The sequence below is a fragment of the Actinoplanes sp. KI2 genome, from assembly GCF_025630775.1.
Lineage (GTDB): Bacteria > Actinomycetota > Actinomycetes > Mycobacteriales > Micromonosporaceae > Actinoplanes.
The window spans coordinates 40,068-61,622 of the sequence record NZ_JAOSZE010000053.1; the positions used below are offsets into that span (position 1 = coordinate 40,068).

The following is a 21,555-nucleotide window of genomic DNA, read 5'->3' on the forward strand; positions in this document are numbered from 1 at the left end:
AACGCGCAGGGTCAGATCGCCGCAAAGCGGCGAAACGTGCGGGGCCGGATGGGTAGCGCGACCGGGATCAGGGCCGGCCGGGCAGCCAGTCCGCCCGCGTGCCGACCGTGGTCAGGCGCTGGGTGGCCCGGGAAAGCGCGACATAGAGGGTGCGGATCCCGGCCGCGTCCCGGGTCAGCGCCGCCGGCTCGACCAGCACCACCGCGTCGTACTCCATGCCCTTCGCCTCGAGCGCCGTGACCACCTGCACCCGCTCGGGCAGCCCGGCCACCCACGCGGCCATCTCGTCCCGGCGCGGCACCGGCGTGATCACGCCGATCGTCCCGTCCACGTCGGTGAGCTGCTTCTCGGCCAGCTCGCGCACCATGCCGGGGAGGCCGGCCCGGTCGGCGAGCACGTCGACCGGGTCCACGCCGGTGCTGCGCACGGCCCGCGGCAGCGGCAGGTCCGGCATGATCGTGCGGATCACCTTGGCGGCCTCGGCGAAGATCTCCGACGAGTTCCGGTAGTTGGTGGTCAGGGCGTAGCTGTTGCGCTTGCGCGAGCCGAGCGCCCGGTCGCGGGACCGGTCCAGCTCGGCCGGGTCGCCGGCCCACGCGGTCTGCGCCGGGTCGCCCACGATCGTCCAGGACGCGTACTGACCGCGGCGGCCGATCATTCGCCACTGCATCGGCGAGACGTCCTGCGACTCGTCGACGACCACGTGCGCGAAGTCCCGGTAGTCGTCGTCGCGCTGGACCTGCTGGGCCCGGTTGGCGGCCTGCCGGTCGGCGTAGGTGCTGACCTCCTGGATGCCGTCGCGTACGTGGAAGGGGTTCTTGGTCTTCTTCTGCGGCTGGCGCGGGCGGCCCATCACCTCGTCGAGCTCGTCGAGCAGCGCCACGTCGGCGATCGTCGGGCCGTGCTCGCCGAGCGCGTCGAACGAGCCCTGCAGGGTGGCGATCTCCTCGCGGGAGAGCACGCCGTTCGCGTACCTGCGCAGCCGGCCCGGATCGGCCAGCCAGCGCAGCACCCGCATCGGCGTGAAGCGCGGCCACCAGGCCTTGAGGAACTCCCGGAAGTCGGCGCGGTCGGCCAGCTCGGCCTCGAAGTCCGCCTTCTCCGGCAGGCCGGTGACCTTGAGCTGACGTGCCTGCGCCCAGAGCGCGTCGAAGATCCGGTCGAAGCCGTGGCCGCGTACCTCGTTGCGGCGCGCGCCCCGGGGGAGCGCCTTGCGCCGGATGTCCTCCAGGTTCCGTGCGTCCAGCCGCAGCAGCGTGCCCCGGTAGAGCAGGCGCAGCTCGTCGGGGCCGCCCGGGACGGCGTCGTGCGAGGCCCGCTCGAGCACCCGGCGCATCCGCAGCGAGCCCTTGATCGCGGCGACCGGGCCGGGGTCGACCCGGGTCGCGTCGTAGCCGACCACCAGCGAGCCCAGCGAGCGCAGCGTCGCGGTCTCCTCGCCGAGCGAGGGCAGCACGGTCGCGATGTAGTCGACGAACACGCCGGACGGGCCGACCACCAGGATGCCGCCGCCGGCGAACCGGCTGCGGTCGGAGTACAGCAGGTACGCCGCCCGGTGCAGGGCCACCGCCGTCTTGCCGGTGCCCGGGCCGCCGGTCACGATCGTCACGCCGGAGGAGGGGGAGCGGATCGCCTCGTCCTGCTCGCGCTGGATGGTCGCGACGATGTCCCGCATGCCGTGCCCGGTCGCCTTGGAGAGGCTGGCCAGCAGCGCGCCGTCGCCGACCACCCGCATGCCGGGCGGGGCGGCCTCGGGGTCGAGCAGGTCGTCCTCGATGCCGGTGACCCGTTCCCGGCTCGACTGGATCATGCGGCGGCGTACCACGCCGAGCGGCTCGGCCGCGGTGGCCCGGTAGAAGGCGGCGGCCGCGGGTGCCCGCCAGTCCACCACCAGCGGCTGCGAGCCCTCGTCGCGGATGCCCATCCGGCCGACGTAGTGGGTCGCGCCGGTCTTCAGGTCGAGACGGCCGAAGACCAGCCCCTCGTACTCGGTGTCCAGGGCATGCCGGCGGCGGGCGGCGTGATAGACCATCGCGTCCCGCTCGACCAGCGCGCCGAACGTGCCGACACCGGCCAGCTGGTAGCCCTCCTTCTCGGCGCGGGACGCGTCCCGGCGCAACTCGGCCAGCCGGGCGTAGACCCGATCCACGTGCTGCTGCTCGATCGCAATCTCTTGCTGGAGGACGGTGTCGCTCAAGGTGGGTCGATCTCCCTGGAGAGAAAAGGGGGCAATCGAATCTACTCCCATAGACCAGGTCCTTGACAGTTGGGTCACGGCGCGGATACTTAAGCAAGTGCTTAACCATCAGCTCGACCTGATGTACGCGGCTCTCTCCGACGGCAGCCGCCGCACGATGGTCGACCGGCTCAGCCGCGGCCCGGCCACCGTCAAACAGCTGGCCGAGCCGCTGACCATGTCGCTGCCGGCCGTGCTGCAGCACCTGCGCGTGCTGGAGGAGAGCGGCCTGGTCCGCTCGGAGAAGGTCGGCCGGGTCCGCACCTGCCGCCTGCAGCCGGCCGCGCTGCAGGCCGCCGAGCAGTGGATCGCCGACCGCCGGGCCGGATGGGTGGCCAACCTCGATCGACTCGAACAATTTCTGCAGGAGGAAGAGCAGTGACCGAGCGTTCCGCACTCCACGACACGTTCCGCATCGACCGGCATTTCGACGCCGAGCCCGCCCGGGTGTTCCGCGCCTTCGCCGACCCGTCGGCCAAGGCGAAATGGTTCGGCAGTCCAGCGGACACCAGGCGCGAATCCTTCGACTTCCGCGAGGGCGGCCGCGAGGTTATGGAGTCCGTGTTCGAAAACTCCCGATACGGATATATCGCGACCTACACCGACATCGTGATGGACGAGAGGATCGTCTACACCTACGAGATGACCATGAACGGGCGGCGCATCTCGGTCTCGGTCGCCACCATCGAGCTGCGCGCCGGCGCCGGCGGCACCGACTTCACGCTCACCGAGCAGGGCGTCTATCTCGACGGGCTGGACAACTCGGCGCAGCGCAGGCAGGGCACCGAGGATCTGATGGACGCCCTGGCCAAGTCGCTTTAGGCGGCCCTACCGATCGCGCCGGCGCGGCGAGCCCGCTTGACCCGACGGTGACGTTCCCCGGGTGTGCTGGCCCGGGCCCGCTCGACGATCCCCACCAGCGCGGCCGACACCTCGGCGTGCCGCTCGAGGATCAGCATGTGCCCGGCCCCGGGGAAGACGGTCAGCTCGGTGCCCGGCAGCGCGTCGGCGATACCCTCCGCGCACGCCGGCGGGGTGAGCCGGTCGCGGTCGCCGACCAGCACCGCGGCCGGCACGTCGCCGAGCCGGGCGAGCGTGTCGAGCCGCTGCTGCTCGCCGATCGACGTGCGGAAGCCGCCGATCGACCGCAGCGTCGTGCGGCCCACCGACTTGATGGTCATCTTCAGCGCGGCGTCCTCGTACTCGTCGCCGAACAGCAGCCAGCGCACGGCCGGCCGCAGCGCCGGGAGCAGCGCACGATGCGGCCGCCAGGCGCCCGAGCGGGCCAGCAGGCCGGCGCCGAGCGTCTCGCCGGCCCGCATCAGGGCGGCCAGCCGCGGCGGCAGACCGTACTGCGTGTGCGCGGTGCCCTCGGCGGTGGTCGACACGAAGAGCAGCCCGGCGACCCGCTCGGCGAACTCGACCGGGTGACCGTGCGCGTACTCCATGATCGTCATGCCGCCCATCGAATGCCCGGCCAGCACCACCGGCCCGCGCGGCACCAGCCGCCGCAGCACCTCGGCGAGATCGTCACCGAGCTGGCCCAGCGTCGCCGACCCACGCTGGGTGGATCCGGAGCGGCCGTGCCCGCGGGCGTCGTACGCGATGATCCGCGGCGGCTCCGGCGATTTCAGCAGGGCCGCGACCTGGTTGTGCCAGGTGCGCCGGTGCAGGCACCAGCCGTGCACCAGCACCACGGTGACCGGCGCGTCCGCCGGGCCCCAGGCGTGGACGCACAGGGTGACGCCGTCGCTCAGCGTGAGCAGCGATCGCTCGGACATGGGCACCTCCGCCTGTTGCACGGCCCCGTCGTACCCACGGGTAGCAATCATCACTCGAGACTTACGTCACTGCCAGTGCGTACCGATGATTTTTGGCCGTTTGCCCGACGGGTCGTAACCCGCTGGGACGTGGCCATGGCGTGAGTTGGCTCGCACTCCGTGTACCCACGGCGCAACTCAGCGAGAATCTCGGCATGACCACCGACCCGTCCGCCCCGCTGCCTCCGCCGATCACCAACGCCGCCGACGCACTCGCCGAGCTGATCGCCGGCAACAAGCGTTTCGTCAGCGGCCGCCCCGAGCACGGCCACCGGGTCTCCGCCGCCGCGGCGGCCTCCGGCGGCCAGACGCCGATCGCGGTCGTGATCGGCTGTATCGACTCCCGGGTACCCCTCGAAGCGATCTTCGACCAGACCTTCGGCTCGATCTGCGTGGTCCGCTCCGGCGCCCACGTGCTCGACCGCGCGGTCCTGGGCTCCATCGACTTCGCGGTCGCCGTGCTGGGCGTTCCCCTGATCATGGTGCTCGGCCACAAGCGCTGCGGCGCCGTCCAGTCGACCATCGACGCCCTGCGCACCGAGAGTCGTCCCGCGGGCGACATCGGCTACCTGGTCGACCAGATCGCGCCGGCCGTGCGCTCGGTGGGCCTCGACGAACCGGACGTGGCGGACAGGGCGACCCGCGCCCACGTGACCGCGACGGTGGCCCGCATGCAGGAGATCAACGGGATTCCGGAGGCGATTGCGGCGGGTCGGGTGGATGTGGCCGGGGCGGTCTATGACTTGGACACCGGCTTGGTGGAGCTTCTTCCCTAAAATCCCGATATCGTACGGGTTTTGTCGAGTCTCGTGGTTTTCAACGCGGCCTGGGTGCAACTCCGGGCCGCAGCGCGACCGCCGGGCTGAAGTGGTGGGCTGGGCCCGGCCGGGCGCTGGGGTGGCTGGGCGTGGCGCCGCCCGTTGCGCTTGGTGGGTGGTGGCGCTGGCTTGCCGTGGCCCGGTGGTGGGCGGCTGGGCTGGGTGCCGCCCGTTGCGCTTGGCGGGTGGCTGGGCGTGGCGCCGCCCGTTCCGCTTGGTGGATGGTGGCGCCGCGCTGCGTTGCGCCTACGTTTCAAGGTCGCGGCCCCGGCCAGATCTTGAACGCTTTGTGCGCCTTCGTGACGTCTGCGCTTCAAGATTGCGGGTTGGGCGCCGACCTTGAATAGCGCGGGGTGGCGGAACGCGTGGTTTGGGGGGATGTGTGCGGATCGTTGCCGGGTGATCAATTCGGGATGATGATCGATTGGCGCGAAAAAGGCGCCGCCGGCTCGGCCGGGGCGCCTTTTGCGGTTTGCGGTCAGCCCTCGAAGACGCCCGCGTCGACCAGGCGCTTCTCGGTGGCGGCCCAGCCGTGCTGAGGGTTGGCGGACTCCAGGGCCTCGAACTCGGCGCGGATCTTCGCACCGTGACCGGCGGCGGCCAGCGAGCGGATCTCCTCGACGAAGGCGTCGGAGTCGGTCTTGAGGTGCACGGTCTTGCCGTTGGTCAGGTTGCGCACGTAGGCGAAGCGGCCGTTGGCGAGCGGGATGAGGTATTTGTACTCACCGAGCACGCTGAGGGCGCCGCCGGCGCTCTGGCCGGCGCGGACTGATGCGCGGGCGGTCTTGGAGGTGTTGCTCGCCACGGCGGTACTCCTTGAGAAGCAGAAAAGGGCCTTGGTAACTCTACACGATGCCCGCCGGACCGTGCCGTGAGAGCAGGTCCAGCCGTTGAGAAGGGTGTGCCACTACGGCAGTTCCGATGTCGATGTTGCCGATTCTCTGGCGCACCATCAGTACCAACCGGCATCATGGGACACGATCAACCGCGGTCGAGGTCGTAGGGGAAGACGCACCTCGGTCTCCGGGAGGTCACCGTGCCAACGCGTGGCGTCGTATACGTCCACTCGACCCCACTTGCCGTGTGCCAGCACGTCGAGTGGGCGATCGCGCGCGTCCTGACCGCGCCGGTCAATCTGCACTGGACCGTGCAGCCGGTCGACCCCGGCGCTCGACGGTCCGAGTGCAGCTGGACTGGGCGGGCCGGGACCGGCGCCGAGCTGGCTGCTGCCCTCCGGCAGTGGCCCATGATCCGTTTCGAGGTGACCGAGGAACCCAGTTCGGGCGTGGACGGCGAGCGGTTCATGCACGTGCCGGGTCGGGGCCTCTTCCACGGGATCATGGGCGCTTCGGGGGACATCCAGATCGGCGAGGACCGGTTGCGCTCGATCATGGCCTCCGCGCGAGCGCCGGAGGCCCTTTCGCATGCCCTGGAGAAGGCGTTGGGCGTGGCGTGGGATGCCGAGCTCGAGCCGTACCGGTACGCCGGCGACGGCGCGCCGGTCACCCTGCTCACCCGGGTCGGGTGAGCCGCCGGGCCGCTCCCGTTCGGTGCATCGGACACGGAAGACCTTTTGCGCGGTGGGGCGCCGCCTGCTTCGATGGCGGGCGTGATGCGGAGACTAGGACTCGCCTTGGCCGTCCCCCTGCTGCTGATCGCGGCTTGTGGGGAGAAAAAGGCCGATAAGCCGCCTAGCGCTCCGGTGATCACGGAAGGTCCCTCGGCGGCGCCGGTCACCGACCCCGCGGCCACCGCCGCCGCGATGAGCGACGCCGACCTCGCCGGGCAGGTCCTGATGCCGTACGCGTACGGCAACGACGCCACCGCTGTGGACAAGACGTCGGCGGCCGGCAACCGGAACCTGGCCGGCGTGGACACACCGGCCGAGATGGTCGCCAAGTTCCGCCTGGGCGGCCTGATCCTGGTCGGCTTCACCGCGCAGGACCCGACCGGTTCCACCAACCCGGCGACCAACGTGGAGAACCCGCAACAGGTCCGCAAGCTCACCGACGGCCTGCAGACCGCCGCGCGGCAGGCCGGCCTGCCACCGCTGACGATCGGCACCGACCAGGAGTACGGCGTGGTCACCCGGATCACCCAGGGTGTCACCGCGCTGCCGTCGGCGATGGCGGCCGGCGCCGCGGGCAACCCGGCGCTGACCGAGGCGGCCTGGCGGGCAGCCGGCGAGGAACTGTCCGCGATGGGCATCACCGTCGACTTCGCGCCGGACGCGGACACGCTCGGGCCGCCGGCCAACACGGTGATCGGCTCGCGGTCGTTCGGCGGCGACGCCAGGGCGAATGCCGAGCAGGTCGCGGCGGCCGTTCGCGGGCTGCAGTCGGCCGGCGTCACGGCCGGGCTCAAGCACTTCCCGGGGCACGGGCACACCAGCGGGGACAGCCACGCGACGCTGCCGGTGGTGGCGCAGACCGCCGCGCAGTGGCGCGCGCAGGACCTGCCGCCGTTCCAGGCCGGCGTGCGGGCCGGCGCCGGCGTGGTGATGTCCGGTCACCTCGACGTCCAGGCTCTGGACAGGGGCACGCCGGCCACGTTCTCGCACAAGGTCATGACCGACGAGCTGCGCGGCACGCTGAAGTACACCGGGGTGGCGATCACCGACGCCATGAACATGCCGCCGGCGATGACGTGGCCGGCGGGCGAGGCCGCGGTGCGGGCGCTGAACGCCGGGAACGACATGCTGCTGATGCCGCCGGACATCGCCGGGGCCCGGGACGGGATCCTGGCCGGGCTCAAGAGCGGGGAGCTCCCGCGGGGCCGGCTGGTCGAGGCGGTGACTCGGATCCTCACCCTGAAGAGCCGGGCCGGCGCCGGAAAGGGGCTGGACGTGGTCGGCGCGCCCGCTCATCAGCAGGCGGTCGCGGCGCTGGACGCCGCCGCGGTGACGGTCCTGCGCGGGTCGTGCCGGGGTCCGCTGCTCACCGGGCCGATCACGGTCACCGCCGCCGAGAGCCGCGAGGTCGCGCGGGGCAACCTCGTCCGTGCCCTGCAGGCGGCGGGGGCGAAGGTGCAGGCGGCGGGCGGGCAGGTCGTCCACCTCGTCGGGTACGGGGACAGCCGCGCCGACCTGGAGCCGGGCGCGGCGGTGACCGTCATGATGGACACGCCCTACCTGTTGGCGTCCGCCGACTCGCCCACTCTGATCGCCACCTACTCGTCGAGCAAGCTGTCGCTGACCGCCCTGGCAGGCGTGCTCGCCGGAAAGGCGAAGGCGAGCGGTCGGTCCCCGGTCGCTGTGCCGGGACTGCCGCCCTCCGCCTGTCAGTGACACGCAGAAAGGGAGCGCCCGGGCGGGCGCTCCCTCAGGGTGCGTAAACCGTCAGGGGCGGGTGAAGACCACGGCTACGTTGTGGCCGCCGAAGCCGAACGAGTTGTTGACCGCGGCCGAGATCTCCATCGGGCGGGCCTTGAGCGCGGCCACGTCCAGGTCCAGGCCGTCGTCCGGGTCTTCCAGGTTGATCGTGGGGGGAACCACGCTGTCCCGGATCGCCAGGATGGTGGCGATCGACTCGAGCGCGCCGGCCGCACCGAGCAGGTGACCGGTCATCGACTTGGTCGAGGTGACCACCGGGTGGTCCCCGATGGCGGCCCGGATGCCCCGGATCTCGCCCATGTCGCCGGCCGGGGTGGAGGTGGCGTGCGCGTTGACGTGCTTGATGTCGGCGCCGGTGAGACCGGCGTCGCGGATCGCCATCTGCATGGCCCGGATGCCGCCGCGGCACTCCGGGTCGGGCTGGACGATGTCGTAGCCGTCGGAGGTGACGCCCGCGCCGGCGAAGCGCGCGTAGACCCGGGCGCCGCGTGCGGCGGCGTGCTCGGCGCGCTCCAGGATGATCGCCCCGGCGCCCTCACCGAGGACGAACCCGTCCCGGTTGCGGTCCCAGGGGCGGGATGCCCGCTCCGGCTCGTCGTTGCGCGTCGACATGGCGCGCATCGAGGCGAAGCCGGCGATCGGCAGCGGGTGCACCACGGCCTCGGTGCTGCCCGCGATCACCACGTCGGCCCGGCCGAGGCGGATCAGGTCGAGGCCGAGGGCCAGCGCCTCGGCGCCGGTGGCGCACGCGCTGGCCATGGCGCGCACCCCGGCCCGCGCGCTGAACTCCAGGCCGACGTGGGCGGCCGGGCCGTTCGGCATGAGCATGGGGACGGTGTGCGGGCTGACCCGGCGGGGGCCGGACTGCTCCAGGATGTCGTCCTGGATGAGCAGTGTGGTGGCCCCGCCGATGCCGCTGCCGAAGCTGACGGCCAGGCGCTCCTTGTCCACCGCGTCGTCGCTCAGGCCGGCGTCCGCCCAGGCCTGCTGCGCGGCGATCAGGGCGATCGCCTCGGAGCGGTCCAGGCGGCGCATGCGGACCCGGTCGATGACCTCGGAGGGCTCCACGGCCAGCGATGCGGCGATGCGTACGGGCAGTTGGGCCGCCCACTCCTGGGTGAGCGAGCTCACCCCGGAGCGACCGGCCACCAGGGCGTCCCAGGTGGACGCGACGTCCCCGCCCAACGGGGTGGTCGCGCCGAGCCCGGTGACGACGACGTCGACGGTAGTCATGTCAGTGGTTCGCCTCGATGTAGGAAACGGCGTCGCCGACGGTCTTCAGGTTCTGCACCTCGTTGTCGGGGATCTTGACGCCGAACTTCTCCTCGGCGGCCACCACGACCTCGACCATGGACAGCGAGTCGACGTCCAGGTCGTCGGTGAACGACTTCTCCTCGGCGACGTCGTCCGGGTTGACCCCGGCGACCTCCTCCAGGATCTCGGCGAGGCCGGAAGTGATCTCTTCGCGAGTTGCCATTGTTTTGGTGATTCCTCTCAGAAATGGTGATGAGGTGCTTCCGGCTCGGCCGGCGTGCCCGTCAGGGGCAGCGCACGACCTGGCCGGCGTAGGTGAGGCCGCCGCCGAAGCCGAACAGCAGCACCGGGGCGCCCGAGGGCACCTCCCGGCGCTCGACCAGCTTGGACAGGGCCAGCGGGATGCTCGCCGCGGAGGTGTTGCCGGACTCGACCAGGTCCTTCGCGACGACCACGTCCGGGCCGAGGCCCAGACGCTTCACGATGCCGTCGATGATCCGCACGTTGGCCTGGTGCGGGATGAACGCGGCCAGCTCGGACACGTCGACCCCGGCCTTCGCGCAGGTCTCCCGGGCGAACGGGGCGAGTGCGGTGGTGGCCCAGCGGAAGACGACCTGGCCCTCCTGCTGGATGTACGGCTGCCAGCCCTCGATCCGCAGGACGTCGCCCTTGTCCGGCGCCGACCCCCAGAGCACCGGGCCGATGCCGGCCTCCTCGCCCTCGCCGGCGGCGGTGACCACGGCCGCGCCGGCGCCGTCGCCGAAGAGCACGGCGGTGGTGCGGTCGGTCCAGTCGGTCACGTCGGAGAGCTTCTCCGCGCCGATCACGATGGCGTTGCGCGCCGCGCCGGCCCGGATCGCGTGGTCGGCGGTGCCCAGCGCGTACGAGAAGCCGGAGCACGCGGTGTTCAGGTCGTACGCGGCCGGGGCGGTCACCCCGAGCCGGGCGGCGACCCGGGTCGCGACGTTCGGGCAGCGGTCGATCGAGGTGCAGGTGGCGACCGCCACCAGGTCGATGTCGGCGGCGCTCAGGCCGGAGCTCGCCAGCGCCTTCTCCGCCGCGTAGGTGGCCATGTCGGCGACCGTCTCGGCGTCGGCGACCCGCCGCGCGGCGATGCCCACCCGGTCTTTGATCCACGCATCGTTGGTGTCGATCGTGCTGGCCAGGTCGTCGTTGGTGACGATGCGCGAGGGCTGGTAGTGCCCGAGCGCGACGATGCGGGAACCCGCGGCGGTCATGCTGCTCCTCCATTGCCGTGCCGGGCGATCAGGTCGCGAGCCGCGGGCAGGTCGTCCGGCGTGTTCAGGGTGACGATCTCCGGCGCGCCCTCGCCCTTGAGCTCGCGCTTGACCAGGCCGGCCAGGGTGCCGGCCGGGGGCAGCTCGACGATCCCCGTGACGCCGAGGTCCTTCATCGTGCGCATGCACAGGTCCCATCGGACCGGCGCGGTGACCTGGCGAACCAGGCGCCGCAGCATTTCGTCGCCCGGCGCGACGGCCGTGCCGTCCAGGTTGGAGAGCAGGGTGCGGACCGGCTCGGCCACCGTGATGTCGCCGGCGATCGCGCCGAGAGCGGTCTCGGCCGGTTTCATGTACGGCGTGTGGAACGCGCCGGCCACCTGCAGCGCGATCACCCGCGCCTTGGCCGGCGGCTCGGCGGCGAACTTGGCCAGCCCGTCGAGCGAGCCGGCCGCCACGATCTGGCCGGCGCCGTTGCGGTTGGCGGGGTAGAGACCGTGCCGCTCGATGGTGGCCACGACCTCGTCGGGGTCGCCGCCCAGGACGGCGCTCATCCCGGTGGGCTCGAGGGCGCAGGCGGCGGCCATCTCGCGGCCGCGCACGCCGGCCAGGGTGACGGCGGCGTCCGCGGAGAAGACCCCGGCGATCGCGCTCGCGCCCAGCTCGCCGACGCTGTGGCCGGCCACCAGGCCGACCCCGTCGAGGGGCAGGTGCTCGGCGGCGAGCAGCGCGGCGGCGACCAGCAGCGGCTGGGTCCGGGCGGTGTCCTTGATCTCCTCGGCGTCCGCCTCGGTGCCGAGGTGGAGCAGGTCGACGCCACACCGGGCGGACCACTCCCGCAGGCGGGACTCCGAGCCGGGGAGGTCGAGCCAGGGGGTCAGGAAGCCGGGCTTCTGCGAGCCCTGGCCGGGCGAAAGTACGGCGAGCACGCTTTTGACTCTTCCGGATAGAACGGGGTTACGCGGTGCACGGCGGCAACCAAACCCTACGACCACCGTTGTGGGAATCCTACAAAGCGACCCCCTTTAAGCCCTATTTGTACCGGACTGGAACGTGAAACGAGCCGGTGATTTAGCTCGCAGGGTCGAGCCGCCCGATCGTCATGGCGAGCCGCAGGGCGAACGCGTCCCGGCCGTCGAGCGGGGACAGGCGGGTCACCTCGGCGACGCGTTTGAGCCGGTAGCGCACGGTGTTGGGATGAACGTAGAGCTCCCGGGCCGCGCTCTCCAGCACCCCGCCGGCCGCGAAGAACGCGTCGAGGGTCTCGAGCAGGCCGCCGCCGGCCCGGCTGAGTGCTCCGTAGACGTCGTGCCGCAGCGTCCGGCGAGCCGCCATGTCCCCGGCCAGCGCCCGCTCGGGCAGCAGGTCGTCGGCGGCCACCGGGTTCGGCACGCCGGGCCACGCGCCGGCCGCCCGGAACCCGGCGAGCGCGGCCCGGGCCGACTCGGTGGCCTGATCGAGCGAGGGTACGGCCGGGCCGACCACGATCGGGCCCTCGCCGAAGCTGGCGGCCAGCGCGGCGGCGCCGGCGGCCGGGTCGGTCACCCCGCCCATCACGACCACCAGCCGGTCGCCGTGCACGCCGCCGATCACCTCGAGCCGGGCCCGGCGGGCGGCGCGGTAGACGGCGTGCAGCACCGAGGTGATCTCGCCGCCCGGCGAGCGGCCCACCACCACCGCGACCGGCGGCGCGTCCGCCCAGCCCAGCGCCGCGGCCCGGCTGGCCAGCACGTCCGAGGAGTCGCCGCGGAGCAGCGCGTCGACCAGCATGGCCTGCAGCCGGGCGTCCCAGGCGCCGCGTGACTCGGCGGCCCGGGCGTACACCCGGGCGGCCGAGAAGGCGATCTCCCGGGAGTAGCGGAGGATCGCCTGCAACAGCGCCTCCTCCTCGCCGGGCGCGGCCAGGTTGCCGACCTCGGACTCGGCGACGTCGATGGTCACCTTGATCAGTTGGACCGCCTGGGTCAGCGTGATCGAGCGGGCCAGCGCCCGGGGCGCGGCCGCGAACACCTCGTCGGAGATCTCCTGGGTGGTGGCCGCCACGGCGCCGCCCGAGCGCAGCCACTCGACCAGCGAGCGGACGCCGGCCTGGGCGACCAGCATGACCCAGGAGCGCTGGTCGGCCGGGAGGGCGCGGAACCAGGGGAGGGTCTCGTCCATCCGGGCCACCGCCGAGCTGGCGAGCGAGCCGGCCGTGCGCTCGATGCGGCGCAGGGTGGCGGCGAGCGGGGGCTTGGCCGTCCCGGCGGGTCGTACGCTCTCTGCCACGAAGCACAGCGTGCCACGTCGCGCGGCGACAGCCCGACTCGGAACCGTTCCGTCCGTGAACGCCGGTTCCGCCCGGCACGACCCAAGACCGCGGGTCACGGGGCAAATGCGAGTTATGTATGGGGTATATATACTGTTTTGGGGCAATTGCCGGAGTAGCGGTGCGCCCCTCCCGCGATTTCGGTCGGTGACCTGGCATGGTTGCGCATTAGCGTTGCCGGCTGACCGTGCCGGAGAGGTAAAGCCGGAGGCTGCGCTGCCGATGTGACACCGCGTGAAGTTGGGGGAGGCGAGATGACGGAACGGGAAGACGTGCCGTTGGGCGCCGACGTCGATCCAGCTCTCGAGGAAGCACCGCCGATGGCCGTCGCGGCCGTGGAGGACGAGCCGGAGCCGGGACCGAGCCGGATGGGCTGCCGCACGCAGTTGCGCGGATGGGCGGGCGCCCATCTGCACGGCGCGGTGCGGCCGCGTCGGCGGGCGGCCGGTCGGGGCCGGCCTCCCAAACGCTGGTGCTGACCTCACTCGACCGAGTGAGCCGCCGGGGCCGTCGCCCCGGCCGACCGTGCTGACCTCACTCGACTGAGTGAGCCGCCCGGCGCGTCCCGGGAAACACGGCCGGGGACCCCGACACGGTGAGGTTGTGGACGACAAGAGACGGCTGATCCTCGACCAGGCGCTCGCGTTGGTCGACGAGCGCGGCCTGGCCGCCATGTCGATGCGCGCCGTCGCGGAGCGGGTCGGGCTGACCTCGATGGCGCTCTATCCGTACGTGGGTGGCAAGGACGCTCTGCTGGACGGGCTGGTCGGCCTGCTGCACGAGGAACTGGGCTCGGCCCTCGAGGAGGACGGCGGCGACTGGCGCCGGCGGCTGCACGCGCTGGGCCGGGCCGTCCGCCGGCTCGGGTACGCCCACCCGGGCGCCTTCCCGCTGCTGCTCAACCGCTCGGCGGCCGGCGCCTCGGCGTCCTGGCTGACGGCGGCGCTGCGCGGGATCCTGCACGACGCGGGCGTGCCCGCGGACCGGGCTCCCCGGTTGTCCCGGATGATCTGCGCATTCCTGCTGGGTTACGTCACCGGCGAGGTCACCGGCGGGCTGCCGGCCGCGCCGCGCGGGGAGGCGGGGGAGCGCGAGTTCGAGGCGGACCTGGCCGAGCTCGTACGCCTGGTGGAGGTCGCCGTCCGGGCGACGTGATGCGGTTTCGCCGGTACCCGTACGCCAATTTTCCTATAAAGGTGCTATGTCCGGCGACATTGATGATGGTCTGCGCGAGTACGTGACCAGCCGACTCCCGAGCCTGCGCCGTTCGGCGTTCCTCATGTGCGGCGACTGGGAGTTGGCCACCGAGCTCACCGAAGCCTGCCTGGCCCGGGTGGTGGACGGGACCCGGCGCGGGGCGGTTGCGGACGCCGACGTCCACGTGTACGCGGATCTGATGGAGGCGTGCCGCCGCCGGAACCGGCGCCGGGAGCACGTCTTCGTGGCCGCTGCCGGTGCCGGGGGCGTCGCGGCCGAGTCCATCCTGGTGCTCGACGCGTTGCACAAGCTCGCCCCGCGCTGCCGGGCGGTGCTGGTGCTGCGGCACTGGGACGGCTTCACCGTGGACGCCGTGGGCGCCATGCTCGACCTCGAAGACGAGCGGGTCGACGCCTACGAGCGGGCCGGGCTGGCCGCGCTCGAGCAAATGCTGGTCAACTCGCGAACGGTGCTGACCCGATGACGCAGCCGCTCGGCCGGCTCCTCGAGCAGGCCCTCGACGGCGAGCCCGCACCCCGCGACGAGATCGACGAGGTCTTCCGCCGGGCCGACAAGCTGCGCCGCCGTCGGCTCCAGGCCGCGGTCGGCGCCGGCGTCGCGGTGATCGCGGTGATCGCGGCGGCGGGGTACGCGCTGACCACCACGCTGCTGCCACCCGGCCAGCAACGAGACGCCGGGCGGCACGATCCGGTTCAGGCCGGCGCTCCGGTCCGGCCGGTGGCCGCCCCGCAGGCCACCAGGACCGCGGCGCCGCCGCCCTCGATCGCCGCCGACCCGGTGCTCAGGCTGCTCGCGCCGATCGTCGAGGGCCGGCAGGAGCGCATCCGGCCGCGCCCGCCGGAGCGCGGCAACGGCTGGCGGCAATACTCCGTGACCGACCGGGACGGCACGCCGCGCGGCACGGTGACAGTCGCCGTCTACGCCACCGGCCGGGACTTCTGCTTCCCGGTGCGAGCCGGGTCGCACCGATGCGCCAGGGTCGCCTGGGCGCCGGGCGGCGTCGAGTACGTCCGCTACGACGACGGGAACGACCGCGACTGGCAGGCGCGCCAGACCACCGCCCGGCGCACCTCGGACGGCCGCACGATCGCGCTGATGGCCACCGGCGAGCACGGCGGCGACACCGCGGCGGCGGGCAAGCCGGGGCTGACCGGAGCGCAGGTCGAGCGGCTCGCCACCGACCGCCGGCTGTTCGACGCGTTCGGCCGGGGAGAGGACTGCTTCGGGCCGTCGTCCGGGGCGTGCCCGGCCTTCAAGGTGCCCCTGCCGTCGCCCAAGGATGAAGAGGACGGTACCGGCTCCCGATGAGGGGTGCGGAAACGCTCAGATCCGGCGGCGGATCAGGAAAGCCATGCCGGCCAGGCCGGACACGATGACGATCAGCACCGCGCCGTTGAGCAGCAGCAGGTCACGCATGCGGCCGAGGAAGTCGTTCACCCCGCTGATCGGGTCGGCGTCGCCCACCTTGAGGTTCTCGCCGACGCCGCCACCGACACCGCCGATACCGCCGTTGATCACGTCCGGCTTGGGCTGCAGCGGGACGCCGCTCAGTCGCAGCGTCTCGGGCATGGTGAGGCGGCCGTAGAACCAGCCGTCGGGCTTCTGGCCGCCGCTGGGCTGCGGGGCCGGGCGGTGCACGCGAGGGCCGCCGGTCGCCTCCGGGTACAGGTTGTAGACCTGCTGGGGGGCCGACTTGACCAGCACGATCAGGGTGTATTTCGGGCCGAGCTTGTTCGCCTTCGGCGCGGTGGTCACCGGCTTGGCCGTGGCGATCCAGTTGACCTCGCCGAGCAGCGTGTCGAAGAGGCGGGCGCCGTCGCTCGGCTCGACGATCAACGTACCCGGGATGTCCTTGCCCATGATCTGGATGCTGGTGGGCTTGGCGGGCGCCTTCGGCGCCGCGAGCGCCGCCGGGGCGGCCCCGAGTGTGAGCGTGGCGGCAACGGCGACCACGCCGGCCGCCGACCACAAGCGTGTTATCGCCCTTCGAACCATCGTCCCGGCCTCCCGCCCCGTGGTGGACATGGCTTCGCACGCCGCGACGGTGACTCGCGGCACGGCCGAGGCCCCCTCAGCCTCCCCGGACAACCGCCCGGGCGCATCTCGAGCCGGGGCGAATTGGAGCCATCTGGGGATGACTGACGTGACGACTACGGCCGTTGATCAGCGGCCGAATAGTACCCAGACCGTTCAAGTTCTTGGGGGCCCGGTCACCCGCTCAGCGGTTTTCGTTACCGGAACGACGGCAAGCGATGGCGCGCCGGGAGCCGAATGCGATAAAGGCGAAAAAATACGAGCCAGATGCAACGCGTACGGGGTGAGCGGGCTCACCCCGTACCCAATCTGTCGTCAGAGCTCGGCCCGCGCGGAGCGCAAGCGACGCAGCGTGCGCTCGCGGCCCAGAACCTCGATCGACTCGAAGAGCGGCAGACCCACCGAACGGCCGGTGACCGCCACCCGAACGGGTGCCTGAGTCTTGCCGAGCTTGAGCTCGCGGGTCAGCCCGACCTCCTCGAGCGCGGCCTTCAGCGGCTCGGCCGCCCACTCCTCGAGCGACTCGAACGCGGTGGCCGTCGCGTCCAGGATCTCGGCGGCGTCACCCTTCATCGCCTTGGCCCACGAGGCCTCGTCGCGGACCGGCTCGTCGAGGAAGAGGAAATCGACGTAATCCACGATCTCGGAAAGCACCGCAATGCGCGTCTGGGCCAACGGCGCGACCGCGGCGAACACCCGCGCGTCGAAGGCATCGGCCGCCCACGGCGGAGCCGGAATCGTGTCGGTGCCGGTCAGCCACGGCGCACAGACCGCCGCGAACTCGTCGGGGGCGAGCGCGCGGATGTAGTCGCCGTTGAATGCCCGCAGCTTCTTGATGTCGAAGAATGCCGAGGCGTGGTTGACGTCCTCGATGCGGTACTCGGTCTCGATCACCGACCAGGGCACGATCTCGCGGTCGCCGGACGGCGCCCAGCCGAGCAGCATCAGGTAGTTCTTCATCGCGGCGGCCAGGTAGCCCTCGTCGCGGTACGACTCCAGGGCGACCTTGTCCCGCCGCTTGGAGAGCTTCTGCCGCTTCTCGTTGACGATGACCGGGACGTGCGCCCAGACCGGCGGGGTGTGGCCCAGCGCCTCCCAGAGCATCTGCTGCTTGGGGGTGTTGGGCAGATGCTCCTCGGCGCGGATCACGTGGGTGATCCCCATGGTCATGTCGTCCACGACGTTGGCCAGCAGGAACAGCGGCGAGCCGTCGGCGCGGGCGATGACGAAGTCCTCGATCAGCCGGTTTTCGAAGGTCGGCTTGCCGCGCACCAGGTCCTCGACGACCGTCTCGCCCTCGTCGGGCGTGCGGAAGCGCAGCGCGCGGCCCTCGCCCGGGCCGAGCCCCCGGTCGCGGCAGAAGCCGTCGTAGCCGGTGTGCTGGTTGCCGGTGCGGGCGATCACGTCCTCGCGCTTGCAGTCGCAGTAGTACGCCCGGCCCTCGCCGAACAGGCGGGTCGCGGCGGCGGTGTGGTCGGCCGCGTAGGACGACTGGTAGTAGGGGCCTTCGTACGTGCCCCGCTCGATGCCGATCCAGTCGAGCGCCGAGAGGATGCCCTCGGTCCACTCGGGACGGTTGCGGGCGGCGTCGGTGTCCTCGACGCGGAGCACGAAGACGCCGTCGTGCTGCTGGGCATAGATCCAGTTCTGCAGCGCCGAGCGGGCGCCGCCGACGTGGAACATGCCGGTCGGGGACGGGGCGAAACGTACGCGAACAGTCACCCGACCAGACTACCTACGGCACCGAGCGGATTTTCACCACGGCTACCGCTCCGGCGAGCGTGGTCAGGGCGGTGAGCGCGAACAGCGTCGGGTATCCGCCCAGGTAGGCGACCACCGGGGCGGCCAGCACCGGGCCGAGCGCCTGCGACGCGGACGGCGCGATGTTGATGACGCCCAGGTCCTTCGCCCGGTCGGCGGCGGCCGGCAGCACCTGGGTGACCAGTGCGGTGTCCACCGCCAGGTAGACCCCGAAGCCGGCGCCGAACAGCACCGAGGCGACCATCGCGACCGGCCAGGTGGGCCAGATGCCGAGCATCGTGGCGGCGATCGCGATCAGCACGCCGGACCAGATCACGAAGATCTTGCGCTTGCCGGCCCGGTCGGAGAGCCAGCCGCCGAGCATCGCCGTGGAGATCATGCCGACCGTGTACAGCAGGATCAGGTAGAGCAGGCCGGTGTCCGGATCGTCGAGCTTGACCGCGTCGGTGAGGAAGTAGAGCAGGTAGAGCGTGCCGAGCGCGTTGCCGAGCATGACCAGGAACCGGGTGATCCAGGCCCACGCGAAGTCGGGGTTGCCGCGCAGGTCGAGCTTGAAACTCATCCTCGGGACCGCGACGTCGCCGAGCGGATCGTCCGGGGTGCGCAACACGAACGGCGCCACCAGCAGGAGCAGGCCGATCGCGATGATCACGTAGCCCGGCGGCGGCGTGGTCACCACCGTGGTCACCAGGATGGCGCCCAGCACCAGGCCGAGCGCCACCGGCATGCCGATCCAGCCGGAGACCAGGCCGCGCTGCTCGACCGGCACCCGGTCGGGGACGGCGGCGGTCAGCGTGGCCAGCATGACGTTGAGGCCGACGTTGGCCAGTGCCCAGCCGACCGTGACCCAGAACAGGTTGGGCGCGACCGAGAGCACCAGCAGCGAGACGAAGCCGAGCAGGGCGCCGCCGGCGGTCCAGATGTGCCGGCGGCCGTACTCGCGGCCGAGGATGCGCGGCCGGGTACGGTCGGAGAGCGCGCCGGCCAGCGGGTTGACCACCACCGCGATGATCGCGCCGATGCCGGTCACGATGCCGAGCCAGATCTCCTTGTGCCCGACCCCGAGGTCCTCGATCTGCTCGGGCAGCAGCACCTGCAGCGGGGTGTAGAGCGCCATCCAGAGGCCCAGGTTGGCGGCGAAGAGCAGACCGATCCAGCCGCGACGGACCGCGACGACGGGCTCGGCGAGCGCGGCGGTTCTCGTGACGGCCATCGAGCCTCCCCTCCGTAGCGAGGAGCTTACGGAATGTCAGACCGCTTGACGAGACGCACAAAAGGGACTATTTTACCATTCGGCTAATTAACCGATGGGTAAAGTATCGAGGTGACCGAGATGGGCAAGGTCGTAGCGGTCGAATACACGACGTTGGACGGCGTCTTCGAGGAGCCGGCGTGGAGCGGGCCGTACTTCAACGAGGAGCTGTCCGGCTGGCAGGCGCAGAACCTGGCCGGCGCCGACGCGCTGCTGCTCGGCCGGAAGACGTACGAGGGCTTCAAGGCGGCCTGGCCGCATATGGAGGCCGAGACCGGCCACTTCGGCGTGAAGATGAACTCCATGCCCAAGCACGTGGCCACCACCACGCTCGCCGAGCCGGAGTGGAACGCGAGCTTCCTGCAGGGCGAGGTCGCCGACGCGGTGGCCAAGCTCAAGACCGAGCCGGCCAACCTGCTGATCAACGGCAGCGCCTCGCTGGTCAACTACCTGACCCGGCACAACCTGATCGACGAGTACCGGATCATGATCTTCCCGGTGGTGCAGGGCGAGGGCCGCAAGCTCTGGGAGGACGGCACCAAGATCGCACTGACTCTCGCCGACGGCTGGCGGACCGCGACCGGCGTCGAGGTCATCACGTACGTCCCGGCGTAGGTCCCGTTCGTGGGCGGGGATCAGCTCAGTGTGGTGTTCGGGGCGCTGGCCGACCCGACCCGCCGGGCGATCCTGGCCCGGCTGGCCGAGGGGCCGGCGACCGTCAACGAGATCGCCGAGCCGTTCGCGATGAGCCTCCCGGCGATCTCCAAACACCTCAAGGTGCTGGAGCGGGCCGGGCTCATCTCGCGCGGGCGGCAGGCGCAGTGGCGGCCGTGCAAGCTCGAGGCCGACGCGCTGCGCGAGGCCACCGACTTCCTGAACGGCTATCTGACCAACCGATGAAGGCCCCGTCTCGGCGACGGGGCCTTCATCGGTGTTGCCGGACTCAGCTGTCGCCGCCGGTCTCGCCCACCGGGGCCGCGGACACGTCGTCGATCGCGTACTTCTTGGCCGCCTCGGCCGGCACGTGCATCGGGACCTTGCCGCGCAGCGCCAGTTGGCGCAGCGTGGCCACGGCCACCGACTCGCCGTCCACGTGGAAGTGGCGGCGCAGCGCGTGCCGGGTGTCGCTCATCCCGAAGCCGTCGGTGCCCAGCGACGTGTAGTCGTTCGGCACCCAGCGGGAGATCAGGTCGGGGACCGCCCGCATGAAGTCGCTGACCGCGACGACCGGGCCCTCGGTGCCCTCCAGCTTCTGCCAGATGTACGGCTTGCGGGGCTGGTCGCCGGGGTTGAGCAGGTTGTGCTCCTCGACCTCGACGGCGTCCCGGCGCAGCTCGGTCCATGAGGTGACCGACCAGACGTCGGCGGCCACGCCCCAGTCCTGGGCCAGCAGCTCCTGCGCCTTGAGCGCCCAGCCCATGCCGGTGCCCGAGGCCAGGATCTGCGCCTTCGGCCCGGTGGTCTCGGGTGCCTCCCGATACCGGTAGATGCCCTTGAGCAGGCCCTCGACGTCGACGCCCTCGGGCTCGGCGGGCTGCACGATCGGCTCGTTGTAGACGGTGAGGTAGTAGAAGACGTTCTCCTGCTTCTCGCCGTACATGCGGTGCAGGCCGTTCTCCACGATGTGCGCGATCTCGAACGCGTACGCCGGGTCGTAGGACACCACGGCCGGGTTGGTCGCCGCGATCAGCAGCGAGTGGCCGTCCTCGTGCTGCAGACCCTCGCCGTTCAGCGTGGTGCGGCCGGCGGTGGCGCCGAGGAGGAAGCCCCGGGTCATCTGGTCGGACGCCGCCCACAGCTCGTCCGCGGTCCGCTGGAAGCCGAACATCGAGTAGAAGATGTACAGCGGGATCATCGGCTCGTCGTGGGTGGCGTACGAGGTCCCGGCCGCGATGAAGCTCGCCGTCGACCCGGCCTCGTTGATCCCCTCGTGCAGGATCTGGCCGTCCTTCGCCTCCTTGTACGACAGGAACAGGTCCCGGTCGACCGAGGTGTAGGTCTGCCCGTGCGGCGAGTAGATCTTCTTGGTCGGGAACAACGAGTCCATGCCGAACGTACGCGCCTCGTCCGGGATGATCGGCACCCAGCGCGCGCCGAACTCCTTGTCCTTCATCAGGTCCTTGAGGAGCCGGACGAAGGCCATCGTGGTCGCGATCTTCTGCTTGCCGCTGCCGCGCTTGACGTCGCCGAACGCCTTGGAATCCGGGATCGCCAGCGACTTCGCCTTGGTGCGCCGCGACGGGATGGAGCCGCCCAGCTCGCGGCGCCGCTCGAGCATGTACTGC

Annotated in this window: 22 protein-coding genes and 1 pseudogene; 11 read left to right on the top strand and 12 right to left on the bottom strand. The window is 71.6% G+C overall.

Annotation, left to right across the window (positions count from 1 at the left end):
* Window positions 1–67 precede the first annotated feature (67 nt).
* A complete protein-coding gene (locus tag ODJ79_RS39620) occupies window positions 68–2,248 on the bottom strand; it encodes a HelD family protein (RefSeq protein ID WP_411267414.1) in 2,181 nt (726 codons plus the stop codon).
* A 46-nt stretch (window positions 2,249–2,294) separates the two neighbouring features.
* On the opposite strand from ODJ79_RS39620, the gene ODJ79_RS39625 reads away from it, so the two are divergent.
* Together ODJ79_RS39625 and ODJ79_RS39630 are read left to right on the top strand one after the other, a co-directional pair.
* Window positions 2,295–2,618, top strand: coding sequence for an ArsR/SmtB family transcription factor (locus tag ODJ79_RS39625; protein WP_263028847.1), 324 nt, complete (start codon window positions 2,295–2,297; stop codon window positions 2,616–2,618).
* Window positions 2,615–3,058 (top strand): SRPBCC domain-containing protein, encoded by a 444-nt coding sequence (locus tag ODJ79_RS39630; protein WP_263028848.1) that lies wholly within the window; start codon window positions 2,615–2,617, stop codon window positions 3,056–3,058. Before ODJ79_RS39625 ends, ODJ79_RS39630 begins: the two co-directional genes overlap by 4 nt.
* Here the strand turns inward: ODJ79_RS39630 and ODJ79_RS39635 are convergent.
* Window positions 3,055–4,017 (bottom strand): alpha/beta fold hydrolase, encoded by a 963-nt coding sequence (locus tag ODJ79_RS39635; protein ID WP_263028849.1) that lies wholly within the window; start codon window positions 4,015–4,017, stop codon window positions 3,055–3,057. The two genes, ODJ79_RS39630 and ODJ79_RS39635, sit on opposite strands and share 4 nt — an antisense overlap.
* A 194-nt stretch (window positions 4,018–4,211) precedes the next feature.
* Between ODJ79_RS39635 and ODJ79_RS39640 the strand changes: the two genes are divergently transcribed.
* The gene (locus ODJ79_RS39640) at window positions 4,212–4,832 is read left to right on the top strand and encodes a carbonic anhydrase (RefSeq protein ID WP_263028850.1); all 621 of its coding nucleotides are present in this window, start codon (window positions 4,212–4,214) and stop codon (window positions 4,830–4,832) included.
* A 520-nt stretch (window positions 4,833–5,352) separates the two neighbouring features.
* Here ODJ79_RS39640 and ODJ79_RS39645 read toward each other — a convergent pair.
* A complete protein-coding gene (locus ODJ79_RS39645; RefSeq protein ID WP_263028851.1) occupies window positions 5,353–5,679 on the bottom strand; it encodes a hypothetical protein in 327 nt (108 codons plus the stop codon).
* A 231-nt stretch (window positions 5,680–5,910) separates the two neighbouring features.
* On the opposite strand from ODJ79_RS39645, the gene ODJ79_RS39650 reads away from it, so the two are divergent.
* Together ODJ79_RS39650 and ODJ79_RS39655 are read left to right on the top strand one after the other, a co-directional pair.
* Window positions 5,911–6,402, top strand: coding sequence for a DUF3145 domain-containing protein (locus ODJ79_RS39650; RefSeq protein WP_263028852.1), 492 nt, complete (start codon window positions 5,911–5,913; stop codon window positions 6,400–6,402).
* 72 nt (window positions 6,403–6,474) lie between these two features.
* Window positions 6,475–8,160: a glycoside hydrolase family 3 protein gene (locus ODJ79_RS39655; RefSeq protein WP_263028853.1), complete on the top strand. Its 1,686-nt coding sequence runs from the start codon at window positions 6,475–6,477 to the stop codon at window positions 8,158–8,160.
* A gap of 51 nt (window positions 8,161–8,211) precedes the next feature.
* Here the strand turns inward: ODJ79_RS39655 and fabF are convergent, their stop codons facing one another.
* From fabF to ODJ79_RS39680, 5 genes are all read right to left on the bottom strand, one after another.
* The gene (gene fabF / locus ODJ79_RS39660; RefSeq protein ID WP_263028854.1) at window positions 8,212–9,438 is read right to left on the bottom strand and encodes a beta-ketoacyl-ACP synthase II; all 1,227 of its coding nucleotides are present in this window, start codon (window positions 9,436–9,438) and stop codon (window positions 8,212–8,214) included.
* A gap of 1 nt (window position 9,439) precedes the next feature.
* Window positions 9,440–9,682, bottom strand: a complete 243-nt coding sequence (locus ODJ79_RS39665; RefSeq protein ID WP_020516670.1) for an acyl carrier protein — start codon at window positions 9,680–9,682, stop codon at window positions 9,440–9,442.
* Between the two features lie 61 nt (window positions 9,683–9,743).
* Window positions 9,744–10,697 carry a beta-ketoacyl-ACP synthase III gene (locus ODJ79_RS39670; protein ID WP_263028855.1) on the bottom strand — a complete coding sequence of 318 codons (954 nt, stop codon included), beginning with the start codon at window positions 10,695–10,697 and terminating at the stop codon, window positions 9,744–9,746.
* Window positions 10,694–11,626: an ACP S-malonyltransferase gene (locus ODJ79_RS39675; RefSeq protein ID WP_263028856.1), complete on the bottom strand. Its 933-nt coding sequence runs from the start codon at window positions 11,624–11,626 to the stop codon at window positions 10,694–10,696. The genes ODJ79_RS39670 and ODJ79_RS39675 overlap by 4 nt, the downstream gene beginning before the upstream one ends.
* A 142-nt stretch (window positions 11,627–11,768) precedes the next feature.
* Window positions 11,769–12,965: a PucR family transcriptional regulator gene (locus tag ODJ79_RS39680; RefSeq protein ID WP_263028857.1), complete on the bottom strand. Its 1,197-nt coding sequence runs from the start codon at window positions 12,963–12,965 to the stop codon at window positions 11,769–11,771.
* Between the two features lie 294 nt (window positions 12,966–13,259).
* On the opposite strand from ODJ79_RS39680, the gene ODJ79_RS39685 reads away from it, so the two are divergent.
* The 4 genes from ODJ79_RS39685 (at window position 13,260) to ODJ79_RS39700 (ending at window position 15,531) form a co-directional block, all read left to right on the top strand.
* Window positions 13,260–13,484 (top strand): hypothetical protein, encoded by a 225-nt coding sequence (locus tag ODJ79_RS39685; RefSeq protein WP_263028858.1) that lies wholly within the window; start codon window positions 13,260–13,262, stop codon window positions 13,482–13,484.
* A gap of 124 nt (window positions 13,485–13,608) precedes the next feature.
* The gene (locus ODJ79_RS39690; protein WP_263028859.1) at window positions 13,609–14,160 is read left to right on the top strand and encodes a TetR/AcrR family transcriptional regulator; all 552 of its coding nucleotides are present in this window, start codon (window positions 13,609–13,611) and stop codon (window positions 14,158–14,160) included.
* Between the two features lie 46 nt (window positions 14,161–14,206).
* The gene (locus tag ODJ79_RS39695; protein WP_263028860.1) at window positions 14,207–14,686 is read left to right on the top strand and encodes a sigma factor-like helix-turn-helix DNA-binding protein; all 480 of its coding nucleotides are present in this window, start codon (window positions 14,207–14,209) and stop codon (window positions 14,684–14,686) included.
* Entirely contained in the window at window positions 14,683–15,531 is an 849-nt protein-coding gene (locus ODJ79_RS39700) for a hypothetical protein (protein ID WP_263028861.1), read from the top strand. Before ODJ79_RS39695 ends, ODJ79_RS39700 begins: the two co-directional genes overlap by 4 nt.
* A gap of 15 nt (window positions 15,532–15,546) precedes the next feature.
* Here the strand turns inward: ODJ79_RS39700 and ODJ79_RS39705 are convergent, their stop codons facing one another.
* The 3 genes from ODJ79_RS39705 to ODJ79_RS39715 all read right to left on the bottom strand — a co-directional run bounded on the left by ODJ79_RS39705 (window position 15,547) and on the right by ODJ79_RS39715 (window position 19,231).
* Entirely contained in the window at window positions 15,547–16,248 is a 702-nt protein-coding gene (locus ODJ79_RS39705; RefSeq protein ID WP_263028862.1) for a hypothetical protein, read from the bottom strand.
* 324 nt (window positions 16,249–16,572) lie between these two features.
* A complete protein-coding gene (gltX, locus tag ODJ79_RS39710; RefSeq protein ID WP_263028863.1) occupies window positions 16,573–17,979 on the bottom strand; it encodes a glutamate--tRNA ligase in 1,407 nt (468 codons plus the stop codon).
* 13 nt (window positions 17,980–17,992) lie between these two features.
* Window positions 17,993–19,231, bottom strand: a complete 1,239-nt coding sequence (locus ODJ79_RS39715; RefSeq protein ID WP_263028864.1) for an MFS transporter — start codon at window positions 19,229–19,231, stop codon at window positions 17,993–17,995.
* Between the two features lie 120 nt (window positions 19,232–19,351).
* Here ODJ79_RS39715 and ODJ79_RS39720 point away from each other — a divergent pair, with 120 nt between their 5' ends.
* Both ODJ79_RS39720 and ODJ79_RS39725 read left to right on the top strand, forming a co-directional pair.
* Complete coding sequence (locus ODJ79_RS39720) at window positions 19,352–19,885, top strand: dihydrofolate reductase family protein (RefSeq protein WP_263028868.1); 534 nt, start codon at window positions 19,352–19,354, stop codon at window positions 19,883–19,885.
* Window positions 19,886–19,894: 9 nt separating this feature from the next.
* Window positions 19,895–20,155: pseudogene (locus tag ODJ79_RS39725) on the top strand (ArsR/SmtB family transcription factor); the annotation flags it as partial.
* Between the two features lie 58 nt (window positions 20,156–20,213).
* On the opposite strand, the gene ODJ79_RS39730 reads toward ODJ79_RS39725, so the two are convergent.
* On the bottom strand, window positions 20,214–21,555 hold a 1,342-nt coding region (locus ODJ79_RS39730; protein WP_411267415.1), incomplete at its 5' end, for a transketolase-like TK C-terminal-containing protein.